Source organism: Actinomadura rifamycini DSM 43936, from assembly GCF_000425065.1.
Lineage (GTDB): Bacteria > Actinomycetota > Actinomycetes > Streptosporangiales > Streptosporangiaceae > Spirillospora > Spirillospora rifamycini.
Genome location: NZ_AULB01000021.1, coordinates 42,799 through 55,857 on the forward strand (window position 1 = coordinate 42,799; position 13,059 = coordinate 55,857).

Sequence of the window (13,059 nt, forward strand, 5' to 3'; positions counted from 1 at the left end):
TTACGGAACGGTGGGAGGGCCCATGATCCCTGACGACCAGGAGGGCGGCGAGAACAAGAACATCGTCGGCTCGGTCCTCAAGGCGTGCCAGCTCATGGAGTGCTTCACCCGGGAGACGCCCGCCCTCACGCTGAACGCCATGACGTCGGCCACCGGCATGAACAAGACGACCGTCCACCGGCTGGCCGCGACGCTGATCCGGGCGGGCTGGCTGACCCGGGGCGACGGCGGCACCTACCGGCTCACGATGAAGCCCTTCCGGGTCGGCGCCGTCGCGCTCGCGGACCTCAGCCTCCGCGACGAGGCCGAGCCGTTCCTGCGCCACCTGGCCGACCGGTTCGGCGACACCGCCTACCTGATGATCCCCGGCGCGGAGGGGGCCGTCTGCGTCGAGCGGGCGCAGGGCAACAACCCGGTCGTCGTCAACTCCGTGGGCGTCGGCACCGTCCTGCCGTACCACACCGCCGCCGGACCGGTCGTCCTGCTCGCCCACTCCGACGAGCTGCGCGAGCGCTGGCTCGGCCGCGACCTCGACCAGTACACGTCCCACACGCTGACCGACCGCACGTCGCTCGCCGCCCGGCTCGACGCCGTGCTCCGCGACGGCTACGCGATCAGCGAGGAGGACTACCTGTACGGCGTCGGCGCCGTCGCCGCCCCGGTCCGGGACGCGCAGGACGACGTCGTCGCCACGCTGAGCCTCGGCGGCGTGAACGCCGGATTCCGGGGCCGCCGGCTCCTGGAGATCATCGAGGAGGTCACCACCGCCGCCCGCGACCTGTCCACCCGCCTCGGGCACTGACCGCCCCCCACGGCACGCCCCCGCCCACCGGTTCCCCCGCAACGCAAGGAGCGCACCCATGGACGTCCGCTACACCGCAGTCGCCACCGCCAACGGCCGCGACGGCCGCGCCGTCACCTCCGACGGCCGCCTCGACGTGTCCCTCGCCCCGCCGCGCGAGATGGGCGGCAGCGGTGACGGCACCAACCCCGAGCAGCTGTTCGCCGCCGGCTACGCGGCGTGCTTCGCGAGCGCCCTCGGCGCCGTCGCGCGCAAGAACCGCCAGGACGTCCGCGACGTGTCGGTGACCGCCGAGGTCGGCCTCGGCGGGGACGCCGAGAAGGGCTTCGGCCTCACCGTCGTCCTGCGCGTCGAACTGCCCGACGACCTGGCGAACGGCCGCGACCTGGTCGAGCGCGCGCACCAGATCTGCCCCTACTCCAACGCCACCCGCGGCAACGTCCCGGTCGACCTGGTCATCGAGTAACCCCGCGCGGGTGCCCGCGGCGGCGCAGCCACAGCGACACGTACACGAGGGCGACGAGAACGGGCACCTCGATGAGCGGTCCGACGACGCCGGAGAGGGCCTGCCCGGACGTGACGCCGAACGTGCCGATCGCGACCGCGATGGCCAGCTCGAAGTTGTTGCCCGCGGCGGTGAAGGCGAGCGTGGCGGTGCGGTCGTAGGGCAGGCCGACGCCGCGCCCGAGGGCGTAGGAGCCGCCCCACATCAGCGCGAAGTACACCAGCAGCGGCAGCGCGATGCGCGCCACGTCGACGGGCCGCGAGGTGATCGTCTCGCCTTGGAGGGCGAACAGGACCACGATCGTGAACAGCAGCCCGTACAGCGCGACGGGACCGATGCGCGGCAGGAACCGGGCCTCGTACCAGTCGCGGCCCTTGGCCTTTTCCCCGAAGCGGCGGGTGAGGTAGCCCGCCAGGAGCGGGACGCCGAGGAAGACGAGCACGTTGACGATGATCTTGCCGGTGGAGAAGTGCGGGTCGTCCTCGGCGAGGCCGAGCCATCCGGGAAGGATCCGGAGGTAGAACCAGCCGAGAGCGCCGAAGGCGATCACCTGGAAGAGGGAGTTGAGGGCGACCAGGACGGCGGCGGCCTCGCGGTCGCCGCAGGCCAGGTCGTTCCAGATGACGACCATCGCGATGCAGCGGGCCAGCCCGACGATGATCAGCCCGGTGCGGTACTCGGGCAGGTCGGGCAGGAAGATCCACGCGAGCGCGAACATCACCGCCGGGCCGATGATCCAGTTGAGGACGATCGACGCGGCCATCAGCCGCCGGTCGCCGGTGACGGCGCCGAGGCGGTCGTAGCGGACCTTCGCCAGCACCGGGTACATCATGACCAGCAGGCCGAGAGCGATGGGCAGCGAGATGCCGCCGGTCTCGACCGCCGACAGTGCGTCGTCCATGCCGGGGACGGCGCGGCCGAGGAGGAGCCCGGCGGCCATCGCGGCGACGATCCACACCGGGAGGAGCCGGTCGAGGGTGGACAGCCGGCCGGGCGGGCCGGTCTCCGGCGCGGACGTGCGGGCGGCGGGGGTGCTCGTCACGGGCAGGGCCGCTTCCGGGTCTGAGCGCGGGCGGCCTCGGCGGCACCGGCCAGCTCGTCCAGCCGGGCGGACGCCGCCCGCAGCGGCTCGGGCCGGAGCCGGTAGTAGGTGAACCGGCCGCACGGCTCGGTCTCCACCAGTCCCGCCTCGCGCAGCGCCCGCAGGTGGTTGGAGACGTTGCTCTGCCGGGCGCCGGTCTCCTCGACCAGGTGGCACACGCACAGCGCCTCAACGGCCAGCAGCTCGACGATGCGGGCGCGCAGCGGATCGGCGAGCATCCGCGACACATCAGTCTTGGGTGATATCAGCATAGGCTGATACGTTACCGCGACCGGTCACCGGACCGGGCAGCGTGCCACGGGAAGGGAAGCCCGCATGACCGACACACCCGGCACCTCCGCGCGGCCGAGCGTCCTGTTCGTGTGCGTGCACAATGCCGGACGGTCGCAGATGGCGGCCGCCTACCTCGCCCACCTGGCCGGGGACGCCGTCGAGGTGCGCTCCGCCGGGTCCGAGCCGGCCGACCGGGTGAACCCGGCGGTGGTGGCGGCGATGGCCGAGGAGGGCATCGACGTCTCCGCCGCGACGCCCCAGGTTTTGACGGCCGACGCGGTGCGGGCGTCCGACGTGGTCATCACCATGGGCTGCGGCGACGCGTGCCCCGTGTTCCCCGGCAGGCGCTACCTCGACTGGACGCTCGACGACCCGGCCGGGCGGGGCGTCGAGGCGGTCCGGCCGATCCGCGACGAGATCCGGAGGCGCGTCGAGGCGCTGGTCGCCGAACTGACCGGCCGCTGACCGCGCCGCCGCCCGCGCCCCGCCCCGTCAGCCGGGCGGTCCGGGCTCCGGCGGCGGGCAGCAGGCGTGCAGGTACGTCCGCAACTCGGCGAGGGAAGCGTCGACGGCGGCGGAGTCGATGCGGTAGCGGACCTGCTTGCCGACCCGGCGGGAGGCGAGCAGCCCGCCCCGGCGCAGGACGGCGAGCTGCTGGGACGCCGTCGGCTGCGCGATGCCGAGCCGTTCGGCGACCGCGCCCACGGTGATCTCGACGCCGCCGGTGAACAGCTCGAGCATCTGCTGCCGCTGCTCGCTCGCGAGCGCCCTGAGGAACTCCCGCGCGCCGGGCCCGAGCCGGACCGGCTCCGCCCCGCACTCCGCCGCGTCCCCGGCGGGCACCGGCTCGACCACCGCTCCCCCTTCCGTCCCGCGTCACGCCGTCGCCGCGATCCTACGTCGAGTATTGTCGTATTGACATATAAGAAAATGACAATAAGTTTGGCCCATGAGCAGCGACACCGCATCCGTCGTCATCATCGGTGCCGGCCAGGCCGGACTGGCCGCCGCGCGGGCCGCCCGCGCGCTCGGGCTCGACCCGCTGGTGCTGGAGGCGTCCGGCAAGGCGGGCGGATCCTGGCGGCACTACTACGACAGCCTCACCCTGTTCTCCCCGGCCTCCCGCAGCGCCCTGCCCGGCGCCCCGTTCCCCGGCGACCCCGACGGCTACCCGACCCGCGACGAGGTCGTCGCCTACCTGGCCGACTACGCGGGGCGGCTCGACGCGGACGTCCGCACGGGCCGGCGGGTCGAGCGCGTGGCGGCGGACGGCCGCGGCCTGCGGGTCGCCACGGCGGGCGGTGCGGAGTTCGCGGCGCCGCTGGTGGTCGCGGCGTCCGGCGGGTTCGGCCGCCCCCACCGTCCGCCGCTGCCGGGCCTGGACGCCTTCCCGGGGACGGTGCTGCACTCGTCCGACTACCGGCGGCCCGAGCCGTTCGCGGGGAAGCGGATCGTGATCGCGGGCGGCGGGAACTCGGCGGTGCAGATCGGCGTCGAGCTGGCCGGGGTCGCGGACGTCACGCTGGCGACCCGGCACCCGCTGCGCTTCGTGCCGCAGCGCATCGCCGGGCGGGACGTGCACGTCTGGCTGCGGCGCACCGGCCTGGACACCGCCGGGTGGGCCAGGCCGCTGCTGACCGGCGGCAAGGGCACCCCGGTCATGGACACCGGCACCTACCGCGCCGCCATCGCGACCGGCAACCCCGACCGCCGCCCGATGTTCACGCGCCTGGACGGTGATCAGGTCGTCTGGGACGACGGCACGCGCGAGCACGTCGACGTGGTGCTCCTGGCGACGGGCTACCGGCCCGGCGTGGACTATCTGGCCGGCCTCGGCGCCCTGGACGATGACGGGCTGCCGCGCCATCGCGGCGGCGTCTCGACCACCCACCCGGGGCTGGGGTACGTCGGGCTGGAGTGGCAGCGGTCGTTCGCCTCGGCGACGCTGCGGGGCGTGGGCGCCGACGCCCGCCACGTCCTGGCCCGGCTCCTCGCCCGGACGCGCGGATGAGCGGGTGAGCGGTCAGGCGGCCCCGGCCCCGGACGGGACGGGCGCGGCGAACAGGCCGGACAGGCGGGTCAGCCGGTCCTCGACGACCCGGTAGTAGACCCATGTCCCGCGCCGCTCGCCGTCGATGAGACCGGCCGTGCGCAGCACCTTGAGATGGTGGGAGATCGTGGGCGCGGCCAGCGCGAACGCTCCGGTCAGGTCGCACACGCAGATCTCCCCGCCCGCGGCCGACGCGATCATGTTCAGCAGCCGGAGCCGGACCGGGTCGGCCAGCGCCTTGAACACCCCGGCCAGCTCCGCGGCGTCGGCCTCGCCCAAGGGCGGGCCGCCGAGCGGGGCGCAGCAGTCCCGGGCGGCGGTGTCCACGTCATCCCCCGATTTCGACATACATCTAATTTGACACCCATCGATCCAGCGAGGCAAACTCGACACTGTTTAGATGAGCGTCGAATCAACCTCGGGACGCGAAGGAGCGAGCCGATGAGCACCCAGGACGGCGGCTGCTGCGGAGTGAACGCCTGCTGTACCGACGCCGAGCGCCCCACCGACCCGGGCGTCACCGCCCGCGAGGCCAAGGCCGACGCCGGCTGCGGCTGCGTGGACAGCCGGACGGACGCGCCGGTCGTGGTGATCGGAGCCGGGCCGGTCGGGCTGGCCGCCGCCGCGCACCTGGCCGAACGCGGCCTCGACTTCCTCGTGCTCGAAGCGGGCGGCGAGGTCGGCGCGGCGGTCCGCGACTGGGGCCACGTCCGGCTGTTCTCGCCGTGGCGGTACGACACCGACGCCGCCGCCCGCCGCCTGCTGGAGCCCACCGGCTGGTCGCTCCCCGACCCCGACCACCTGCCCACCGGCGCCGAACTCGTCGACCGCTACCTCCTCCCCCTCTCCCGCGTGCCCGAGCTGGACGGACGCGTCCGCACCGGCGCCCGCGTCCTCGCCGTCTCCCGCCGCGGCGCGGACGCCACCCGGACGATCGGCCGCGACGAGCGCCCGCTGCTCGTGCGGGTCCGGGAGGCGGGCGGGACGGTCCGCGACATCAACGCCCGCGCCGTCATCGACGCGTCCGGCACCTGGGGCGGCCGCAACCCGCTCGGGCACTCCGGCCTGCCCGCGCCCGGCGAGGACGCGGCCGCCGCGCACATCACCGGGCCGCTCCCCGACGTCCTCGGCCGCGACCGCGACCGCTTCGCCGGACGGCGCGCCCTCGTCGTCGGCATGGGCCACTCGGCCGCCAACACGCTGCTGGCCCTCGCCGAACTCGCCGGCGCCGAACCGGGCACCCGCGTCACGTGGGCCGTCCGCGGCGACTCCGTCGCCCGCCTGTACGGGGGCGGCGACGCGGACGGTCTCCCCGCCCGGGGCGCGCTCGGCACCCGCCTCCGGGAGGCCGTCGAGGCCGGGAGGATCGAGCTGGTCCGCGGCTTCGCCGTCACCCGCCTGGACGGCGACGGCCCGGTCGCCGTGACCGGCACCGCCCCGGACGGCGAGCGCACCCTCACCGCCGACACGATCGTCGCCGCCACCGGGTTCCGCCCCGACCTGAACATGCTCCGCGAGGTCCGCGTCGAGCTCGACCCGGCGACCGAAGCCCCGGTCAAGCTCGCGCCGATGATCGACCCGAACGTCCACTCCTGCGGCACCGTCCCGCCGCACGGCGAGCGCGACCTCGCCCACCCCGAGACCGGCTTCTACCTGGCCGGGATGAAGAGCTACGGCCGCGCCCCGACGTTCCTCATGGCCACCGGGTACGAGCAGGTCCGCTCCATCGCCGCCGCGCTCGCCGGGGACCGCGAGGCCGCCGACGCCGTCCACCTCGACCTGCCCGAGACCGGCGTCTGCTCCACCGACCTCGCCCCGCCGGACGGCGCCGAACCCGCCTCGTCCTGCTGCGGCGCGCCCGGACCCGTCGCCGTCGGGATCGCCGCCCCCGGACCGGCGGGCGGCTGACGGCGCCGTCCGCGCGGGTTACGGCAGGAGGCCGGTGAAGCGCTCGTCGACCTCTTCCGGGGCGAGACCGAAGTCGGCGAGGGAGTAGCGGTGCGACGGGCGGGCGGCGCCGCCGGTGCTCTCGGCCTGGATCCGCTCCATCGCCGACCGCGCGTCGTCGCCGAACGGCAGGCCGAAGCGGGCGTAGACCGACTCGACCGTCCCGATCGGGTCGCGGACGAAGTCGTCGTAGTGGACGTCCGCGAACCGCGCGGGGTCGTGCCGGGCGCGCTCGGCGCGGAACGCGGCGAGGCCCCGGCTCCACAGGTCGAGCTGGTCGCGGCCGATCGTCGCGCCGGTGAAGGCGTCCGACCAGCCGGCGGTGGCGTGCGCGGCGAGGCTGCACATGGACGCCATCGCGGTGCGCGGCTCCCGGTGCGTCTGCACGATCAGCGCGTCCGGGTAGACCTCGAGGAGCGCGTCGAGGGCGAACAGGTGGCTCGGGTTCTTCAGCACCCAGCGCCGGTCCGGGTCGTTCATCCCGATCAGCCGCAGGTTGCGGCGGTGCCTGCGGTACGCGGGCGTCCAGTCCTGCCCGGCGAGCCAGGCGGAGTAGGACGGGACGTGCGCGAGGCACTCGAACGAGATCGACCGCATGCTCTGGCGGAGGAGCTGCCAGCACTCCTCGACGGTGTCCGCCGCGATGTAGTGGACGCCCATGAACTCGGGGTTGTCGACGTGGTGCCGCCGGTAGCTCTCGTCGATCGCCCGGTAGACCGGGTCGTCCGCCCACGCGCCGCGGGGCGGGCGCGGCTGCGCCACCCCCGCCAGCCACACCTCCAGGCCCTGGTGGGCGGGGTCGGCGGTGAGCAGCCGGTGCAGCGCGGTGGTGCCGGTGCGCGGCAGCCCGGTGACGAAGATCGGACGGTCGAGCGGGACGTCCGCGTGCCCGGGGTGCCGCCGCCACGCGGCCTCCGACCACAGCCGGGCCGCGAGGGCGCCGCGCAGGAGGGCGCGCTGCGCCTTGTTCCCGGCCGGGGTGAGCGCCGCCTCGCGGGCGCAGGAGTCGAGCAGCACGTCGAGGCCGTCGGAGTAGTCGTCGGCGCCGAAGTCGTCCAGGCCGGTGATCTTGCGGGCGGAGGCGTGCAGGTCCTCGGCGGTGCCGAGGGTCGCGCGTCCGGACGCCATCGGTGCTCCTCTCAGTGGTGCCACTCGCCGCAGTTGACGTCCAGGCACTGCCCGGTGACGGCGCGGGCGAGCGGGGACAGCAGGAACATCACGGTGTCGGCGATCTCGTCGGGTTCGGGCAGCCGGCCCAGGTCGGTGGTCGCCGCGGCCTCCTCGTAGACCGTCCGCGTCGGGACGTCCCGCGCGCGGGCGAGCTGCTTGAAGTACCACTTCAGGTTGGGCGCCCAGATGTAGCCGGGGGCGACGGTGTTGACGCGGACGCCCTGCGGCCCGAGTTCGGTGGCGAGGCTCTGCGCCATCGACAGCAGCGCCGACTTCGCCATCTTGTAGGCGCCGTAGGTGCGGCGGGAGTGCCGCAGCACCGCCGAGTTGATCATGACGACGGAGCCGTCCCGGTCGGCGAGCGCGGGCGCCAGCAGCCGGGTGAGCCGCAGCGCGGCCAGCACGTTCGTCTCGAAGCCCGCGCGGACGGCGTCCAGGTCGACCGTCGCGAGGTCCTCCAGCGGCGGCGTCGCGAACGCGTTGTTCACCAGCCCGTCGACCCGCCCGAACTCCTCCAGGGCGGTGTCGGCGAGCCGCGCGCACGCCGCCGCGTCGGTGATGTCGGTCGGGACGGCCAGCGCGCGGCGCCCGAGGCCCTCGACGTCCGCGGCGACCTCGGCGAGGCGGTCCCCGTTCCGCGCGGCGAGCACCAGGTCGGCGCCCGCCGCCGCGCAGCGGACGGCGAGGGCGCGGCCCAGGCCGGGGCCGACGCCCGACACCACGACGACCCGGTCCGCGAGCGGCGCGGCGAGCAGCGGGTCCGCCATCAGCCGAGCATCCGCCGCGCGACGGCGGTCTGCCGGGCCGCGATCCGGTCGCGCCACTCGTCCGGGCTGACGCGCTGGTGCCCGTGGTGCGGCAGCCGGTCGGGCAGCGCGTCGAACGGCATCACCTCGACGGACGGGCCGTCGGCCGGGGTGAGGTCGCGGGCGAGGCGCTGCCAGCGGAACTGCAGGTAGCCGCGCCGGTGGCCGGTGGTCTCGATCCAGTTCGCCAGGCCGGGATCGCGCTCGCCGACGACGTACCGGATCATGCCGTCGGGGTCGATGCGGGCCTGGTCGGCGGTGAGGCTCGTCTGGTGGTTGATGTAGTCGAGCGACACGTACCACATGCTCCCGAGCTGGAAGCCCTGGTAGGGCGCGACCGCCTTGTCGGCGGCCGGCACGGTGATCACCATGACCTCGTCGTCCGCCAGGTCGTAGTGCCCGACGGACGAGTACTGCGTGGCGAGCCCGCCCGGGGTGAGGCGCGGCTCGGTCAGCGTGTTGACGGGCAGCCGCAGGTAGTGCCACTCGGGGAACGCCAGGAACGTCCGGATCCGGGCCACGAGCATCCGCCCCGCCACGTCGAACCGGCGGGCCATCGCGGCGGCCGGCACCGGCGGCGGGGACGTCCCGAGCGTGTCGGCGCGGTGGATGCGGATCTCGCCGGGCCGCTCGGCCGCCCAGTCGCCGAACACCTCGCGGACGATCAGCATCGCCGAGCCGGGCGCGAGCGCGAAGTACCCCGGGCCCGCGTCCGGGCGCGGCGGCCCGAACCGCACCCGGTACCCGCCGTCCGGGCCGATGTCCAGCTCGCGGTCGTCGAAGGCGGTGAGGCTGTCGGGCGACGCGGTCGGCGAGTAGTCGCCGTTCATCACCTGGAAGCTGAGGTCGGCGGTGGTGCCGCGGCGGCCCGTCACCACGTACTCGGCGTCGTCGCGGATGTAGGCGTGGAAGTAGAGCGTGTCGGGGTTGTCGAGGCCCAGCTTGCTGTAGGGGCCGGTCGACGCGGCGAAGTACGGGAAGTCCTTCTGGTAGGCGCCCACCATGTGCAGGGACGCCTTGATGCTGCCGGCGAGGTAGTCGAGCCCCTCGGCGAGGTCCTGGTCGGTCCGGACGTGCGGGGCGGCGCGGATCACCCGTTCCGCCTCGGCGACCGCGGCGGCGAACCCGCGGGTGGCGGCGGTGTCCGGGTCGGGGTCCTTGGGGGCGGCGCCGCCCGGGGCGGGCGCGGGCGATTCGGCTGACTGGGGCGGTTCGGTGGTCACCGGGCTCCTCGGGTTGGCGGCACGGCCCGCGCCGGCGCACGGCGGATCATCGGCTGCAGGCCGGATACTAGAACGCGTTCTACCTGGGGTCAACGGGTCCGTGCGGCGCGGCCGCACGGCGGCGTCACGCGGCGCCCGGCACCGGGGTGGTGAACTTCAGGCTCGGCACGTCGTCCAGCGACACCGTGTACTCGTAGGTGCGCCGGTGCCCGGTGCGCTCGACCCGCCACCGGCCGTCCTCCCCGCGCACGTAGGCGTCGGTGTAGTGCGCCGCGCCCCGGATCAGCAGCCGCGCCTCGGGGATGAGGACCGAGTCGTCCAGCGCCCAGATGCCGGTGGCCCGATCGCCGTCCACATCGATCTCGGGCTGCCCCGCCGTGTGCGTGGTGATGCTCCCCGGCCCGAGGTTCTTCCGCATGTACGCGACGATGGCGTCCCGCCCCTCCAGCCGCAGCGTGCGGCCCAGCACCGGGGTGTCGTACTCGGCGACGGCGTCCGGGGTGAAGACCTCGGCGAACTCGTCCCACAGCTTGAGGTCGACGCAGCGCAGGTAGCGGTGCTTCAACCGGCGGATCTCTTCCAGCGCGACCAAATCCATGTGCACAGCCTGCTCGCCGCACGCGGATTAAGCAATAACAGGTTCTACTTCTCGGACGGCGCCGGCCCGCGGAGGGGGGTGGGGGACGGTCGGCCGGTCAGCCGAGGAGGGCGCTGATCGCCTGGTCGATCAGCAGGTCGATCGCGAGCCGGACGATCTCCTTGAAGATCGGGATCTCCGCCAGCGAGGCCCCGAACGTCACGACGGCCGTCGCGATCGCCTGCGCGATGGCGATCGCCAGCATGATCAGCTGGATGATGACGTTGATCTTCAACGCGAGCACGATGCCCGCGCACAGGAAGAACGCCGCGCCGACGAGCGTCGCGCCCGTCGCGGCGTCCTCCAGGACCGACTTCGGCGAGTCCTCCTCGCCCCACGCCTTGCGGAACGCCTCGATGTCGTCGCCCTTGTTCGCCGACATCACCTGCTGCGCCGCGCCGTCCGCCTCGGACACCACGCTCCGGACCTTCCCGGAGAAGTCCATCCAGGTGGACCCGAGGTCGAACAGCTTCGTCTCGTCCGCCTCGGGCCAGGTGTAGCCCAGCATGCCCAGCAGCGAGATCAGCTCGCCCGGAAGCTGCAGTCCCATGTCACCTCACCGGGTCGTGCCGCCGAACGGTCACTTGCGGCCGCCGCCGGCCTTGGAGATGGCGTCGTTGAACGCCTGGCTGATCATCGTCATCTGGCGCAGGCTCTCGTTCTGGATCTCCTCGACCTGCTGGTTCAGCCGGTCGATGTCCACCGCCGGGCCCGCCGCGTCGGCGGCGTTGCTCCGCAGGTCGTCCAGCGCGGCGTTCGCGGCCGTCACCAGGTGCTCGCCCAGCTCCTCCGCCGGCAGCCGCATCGCGCGCGGGTTGATCTCGACCTTCTTGAGCCGGCCGCCGGACACCGCGGTGACCTTGACCCGGCCGTCGTCGGCCTCACCGACGCCCTCGACGGTCTCGGCGCCGCCCGTCCCGGGCGCGGCCTTGCCCTGCCGCATCGACTCCAGCGCCTTGCGGGCCTCGGTCAGCATGCGGTCGAGGTCGTTGCTCGCAGAGTCCACGGAACCGCACCTTCCTTGATCAGCCCATCGAGCAGGATCCTAACCACCGAGGGCCCCGTGTGCGACATATGGCGGTCAATCACCGCAACGACCGGTCATGGCGTCGGTCACGGCATAGGTCACGGCCGGCGCGCCTTTCGGCGTCCCGCCCGGCCCCGGACGGTCGCGCCCGCCGGACGCCTCAGCCGTTCAGCGCCGCCGAGATCGACGTGACCTCGCCGACCATCTGCTGTTCGGCCTTCTCGTGGTTGTCGGCCATCGCGATCAGCTTCTCGCCGAATCCCGACAGTTCCTCGGCCGACCCGGCGAACGACTCGTCCGCCTGCGCCTCAATGGCGGTATAGGACTCCCCGATCAGCATGCCGATGTCGTCGGCGCCCCACGGCTGCCCCATGCCCTGCACCGTCGACTTCAGGCCCGACCACTCCTGGTCGAGCCGGTCGCCCGCCGCCGACAGGGCCTTCGCCGCGCTGCGCAGCGTCTCCGGACGGACCTCGTACCCGTTTACCGTCATCCTCTGCCCCGATCCCGTGATCCGGCACCGTTCCCGACGTCCGCAACAGAATACGCGGCCCGCCGAACACCGGAACAGTCCCGCGGGTCTCCGCGCGAAGCCGCACGCCCAGCGGCCCCGGGAGAACGCCTGTTTATACTCCCGGGCGAACAACTCAATCCTGAGGGGTGATCCCACTGAGCCGGCGGAAAACCCGTACCCCACCGCAACTGCGCACCGGCCCCCCGCACGCCGACCCCGGGCACCGCGAAGCCGTGCGCCCGCACCCTTCGCTCCCCCTGCGGACCACCCGCTTCCGTACGCGCACGGCCACACGGGGCGTCCGCGGATGAGCCCCCCGAGGAAAGGGAACGACAAGCTCGGAGTCGGCACCGGCAGAGCAGCCGGTGTGTTCGGCAACGTCGCCGGCAAATTGTTCATCGTCCCGAACCGCAAAGGGAAAGTCGCCGTCCTCGACCCCAAATCGATCGACAGCAACACCCGGGCCCGGTGGCGCCGCGAACGGAAAGGCGGAGGCGGCCAGACCGTCCAGAGCCGCAAGGTGGATCCGAACGACCCCAACCTGGACGCCCGCGACCGCGAAATGCTCGACGCCATCGCCAAGGCGCGCCTCAACGCCGGCGACGACAACCCCGGGGTGAACTACAATGCCATCCGATACATCGACGGAAACGGCGACGAGCGGATTCTCGTGTCCCGCAGCGACGGCGTACACTCCGAACGATTCGCCGCGAACTTTCTCCTCGACGACAATGTCCGCAAGGAGGATATTAAAGATCTGGTGACAGAAAGAGGCCCCTGCGTCAAGAATCCATCATGCTCGCAATGGGTCCTCCGAAATACCGCGGACCAGGACGGCAGCGGAGCCTACAATAATCCCGCGAGCGTCGCCCATGTGGCGGACTACCAGGCGGGCAGCAATCTCAACAACAATCGACAGGCCACGAAAGACGTGAAAGAGTGGGTGGACAGCGTCTTCGCCCCGAATTCACCGTGGCGGTTGTAGCACTGGACACCGAGGACC

General features: G+C 73.2%; 17 protein-coding genes. 6 read left to right on the plus strand and 11 right to left on the minus strand.

The window, feature by feature from the left end; all coding sequences use genetic code 11:
* Positions 1–22 precede the first annotated feature (22 nt).
* Positions 23–802 (plus strand): IclR family transcriptional regulator, encoded by a 780-nt coding sequence (locus tag H505_RS0120605; RefSeq protein WP_026403491.1) that lies wholly within the window; start codon positions 23–25, stop codon positions 800–802.
* A 58-nt stretch (positions 803–860) separates the two neighbouring features.
* Positions 861–1,268, plus strand: coding sequence for an organic hydroperoxide resistance protein (locus H505_RS0120610; RefSeq protein WP_026403492.1), 408 nt, complete (start codon positions 861–863; stop codon positions 1,266–1,268).
* Here H505_RS0120610 and arsB read toward each other — a convergent pair.
* Together arsB and H505_RS0120620 are read right to left on the minus strand one after the other, a co-directional pair.
* Complete coding sequence (arsB, locus tag H505_RS0120615) at positions 1,258–2,349, minus strand: ACR3 family arsenite efflux transporter (RefSeq protein WP_026403493.1); 1,092 nt, start codon at positions 2,347–2,349, stop codon at positions 1,258–1,260. The genes H505_RS0120610 and arsB overlap by 11 nt on opposite strands.
* On the minus strand, positions 2,346–2,660 hold the full coding sequence (locus tag H505_RS0120620; protein WP_026403494.1) for an ArsR/SmtB family transcription factor: 315 nt from the start codon (positions 2,658–2,660) through the stop codon (positions 2,346–2,348). The genes arsB and H505_RS0120620 overlap by 4 nt, the downstream gene beginning before the upstream one ends.
* 64 nt (positions 2,661–2,724) lie before the next feature.
* On the opposite strand from H505_RS0120620, the gene H505_RS0120625 reads away from it, so the two are divergent.
* Entirely contained in the window at positions 2,725–3,147 is a 423-nt protein-coding gene (locus H505_RS0120625) for an arsenate reductase ArsC (protein WP_026403495.1), read from the plus strand.
* 27 nt (positions 3,148–3,174) lie between these two features.
* Here the strand turns inward: H505_RS0120625 and H505_RS43305 are convergent, their stop codons facing one another.
* Positions 3,175–3,537 (minus strand): ArsR/SmtB family transcription factor, encoded by a 363-nt coding sequence (locus H505_RS43305; RefSeq protein WP_233617960.1) that lies wholly within the window; start codon positions 3,535–3,537, stop codon positions 3,175–3,177.
* 94 nt (positions 3,538–3,631) lie between these two features.
* Here H505_RS43305 and H505_RS0120635 point away from each other — a divergent pair, with 94 nt between their 5' ends.
* The gene (locus H505_RS0120635) at positions 3,632–4,693 is read left to right on the plus strand and encodes a flavin-containing monooxygenase (RefSeq protein ID WP_034518999.1); all 1,062 of its coding nucleotides are present in this window, start codon (positions 3,632–3,634) and stop codon (positions 4,691–4,693) included.
* Positions 4,694–4,705: 12 nt separating this feature from the next.
* On the opposite strand, the gene H505_RS0120640 is transcribed toward H505_RS0120635, so the two are convergent.
* On the minus strand, positions 4,706–5,080 hold the full coding sequence (locus H505_RS0120640) for an ArsR/SmtB family transcription factor (RefSeq protein WP_026403497.1): 375 nt from the start codon (positions 5,078–5,080) through the stop codon (positions 4,706–4,708).
* Between the two features lie 93 nt (positions 5,081–5,173).
* Here H505_RS0120640 and H505_RS43310 point away from each other — a divergent pair, with 93 nt between their 5' ends.
* Complete coding sequence (locus H505_RS43310) at positions 5,174–6,640, plus strand: FAD-dependent oxidoreductase (RefSeq protein WP_084550579.1); 1,467 nt, start codon at positions 5,174–5,176, stop codon at positions 6,638–6,640.
* Between the two features lie 18 nt (positions 6,641–6,658).
* On the opposite strand, the gene H505_RS0120650 is transcribed toward H505_RS43310, so the two are convergent.
* From H505_RS0120650 to H505_RS0120680, 7 genes are all read right to left on the minus strand, one after another.
* Positions 6,659–7,807 (minus strand): sulfotransferase family protein, encoded by a 1,149-nt coding sequence (locus tag H505_RS0120650; RefSeq protein ID WP_026403498.1) that lies wholly within the window; start codon positions 7,805–7,807, stop codon positions 6,659–6,661.
* 11 nt (positions 7,808–7,818) lie between these two features.
* A complete protein-coding gene (locus H505_RS0120655) occupies positions 7,819–8,616 on the minus strand; it encodes an SDR family oxidoreductase (protein ID WP_051300954.1) in 798 nt (265 codons plus the stop codon).
* Positions 8,616–9,878, minus strand: a complete 1,263-nt coding sequence (locus H505_RS43315; RefSeq protein ID WP_245592586.1) for a hypothetical protein — start codon at positions 9,876–9,878, stop codon at positions 8,616–8,618. Before H505_RS43315 ends, H505_RS0120655 begins: the two co-directional genes overlap by 1 nt.
* A 124-nt stretch (positions 9,879–10,002) precedes the next feature.
* Positions 10,003–10,476: a nuclear transport factor 2 family protein gene (locus H505_RS0120665; protein ID WP_026403500.1), complete on the minus strand. Its 474-nt coding sequence runs from the start codon at positions 10,474–10,476 to the stop codon at positions 10,003–10,005.
* Positions 10,477–10,573: 97 nt separating this feature from the next.
* Positions 10,574–11,065 carry a WXG100-like domain-containing protein gene (locus tag H505_RS0120670; RefSeq protein WP_026403501.1) on the minus strand — a complete coding sequence of 164 codons (492 nt, stop codon included), beginning with the start codon at positions 11,063–11,065 and terminating at the stop codon, positions 10,574–10,576.
* Positions 11,066–11,095: 30 nt separating this feature from the next.
* Positions 11,096–11,521 (minus strand): YbaB/EbfC family nucleoid-associated protein, encoded by a 426-nt coding sequence (locus H505_RS43320; RefSeq protein ID WP_026403502.1) that lies wholly within the window; start codon positions 11,519–11,521, stop codon positions 11,096–11,098.
* A gap of 181 nt (positions 11,522–11,702) precedes the next feature.
* Positions 11,703–12,035 carry a WXG100 family type VII secretion target gene (locus H505_RS0120680; protein ID WP_026403503.1) on the minus strand — a complete coding sequence of 111 codons (333 nt, stop codon included), beginning with the start codon at positions 12,033–12,035 and terminating at the stop codon, positions 11,703–11,705.
* A gap of 388 nt (positions 12,036–12,423) precedes the next feature.
* Here H505_RS0120680 and H505_RS0120685 point away from each other — a divergent pair, with 388 nt between their 5' ends.
* Positions 12,424–13,041: a nucleic acid/nucleotide deaminase domain-containing protein gene (locus tag H505_RS0120685; RefSeq protein WP_026403504.1), complete on the plus strand. Its 618-nt coding sequence runs from the start codon at positions 12,424–12,426 to the stop codon at positions 13,039–13,041.
* Positions 13,042–13,059 lie beyond the last annotated feature (18 nt).

What these genes read in the sequence shown, in the direction of transcription:
- H505_RS0120605 (WP_026403491.1), top strand. Translation starts at nt 23, where the DNA reads ATGATCCCTGACGACCAGGAGGGCGGCGAGAACAAGAACATCGTCGGC.
- H505_RS0120610 (WP_026403492.1), top strand. Translation starts at nt 861, where the DNA reads ATGGACGTCCGCTACACCGCAGTCGCCACCGCCAACGGCCGCGACGGC.
- H505_RS0120620 (WP_026403494.1), bottom strand. Translation starts at nt 2,660, where the DNA reads ATGCTGATATCACCCAAGACTGATGTGTCGCGGATGCTCGCCGATCCG.
- H505_RS0120625 (WP_026403495.1), top strand. Translation starts at nt 2,725, where the DNA reads ATGACCGACACACCCGGCACCTCCGCGCGGCCGAGCGTCCTGTTCGTG.
- H505_RS0120635 (WP_034518999.1), top strand. Translation starts at nt 3,632, where the DNA reads ATGAGCAGCGACACCGCATCCGTCGTCATCATCGGTGCCGGCCAGGCC.
- H505_RS0120640 (WP_026403497.1), bottom strand. Translation starts at nt 5,080, where the DNA reads ATGTCGAAATCGGGGGATGACGTGGACACCGCCGCCCGGGACTGCTGC.
- H505_RS43310 (WP_084550579.1), top strand. Translation starts at nt 5,174, where the DNA reads ATGAGCACCCAGGACGGCGGCTGCTGCGGAGTGAACGCCTGCTGTACC.
- H505_RS0120650 (WP_026403498.1), bottom strand. Translation starts at nt 7,807, where the DNA reads ATGGCGTCCGGACGCGCGACCCTCGGCACCGCCGAGGACCTGCACGCC.
- H505_RS0120655 (WP_051300954.1), bottom strand. Translation starts at nt 8,616, where the DNA reads ATGGCGGACCCGCTGCTCGCCGCGCCGCTCGCGGACCGGGTCGTCGTG.
- H505_RS0120665 (WP_026403500.1), bottom strand. Translation starts at nt 10,476, where the DNA reads ATGGATTTGGTCGCGCTGGAAGAGATCCGCCGGTTGAAGCACCGCTAC.
- H505_RS0120670 (WP_026403501.1), bottom strand. Translation starts at nt 11,065, where the DNA reads ATGGGACTGCAGCTTCCGGGCGAGCTGATCTCGCTGCTGGGCATGCTG.
- H505_RS0120680 (WP_026403503.1), bottom strand. Translation starts at nt 12,035, where the DNA reads ATGACGGTAAACGGGTACGAGGTCCGTCCGGAGACGCTGCGCAGCGCG.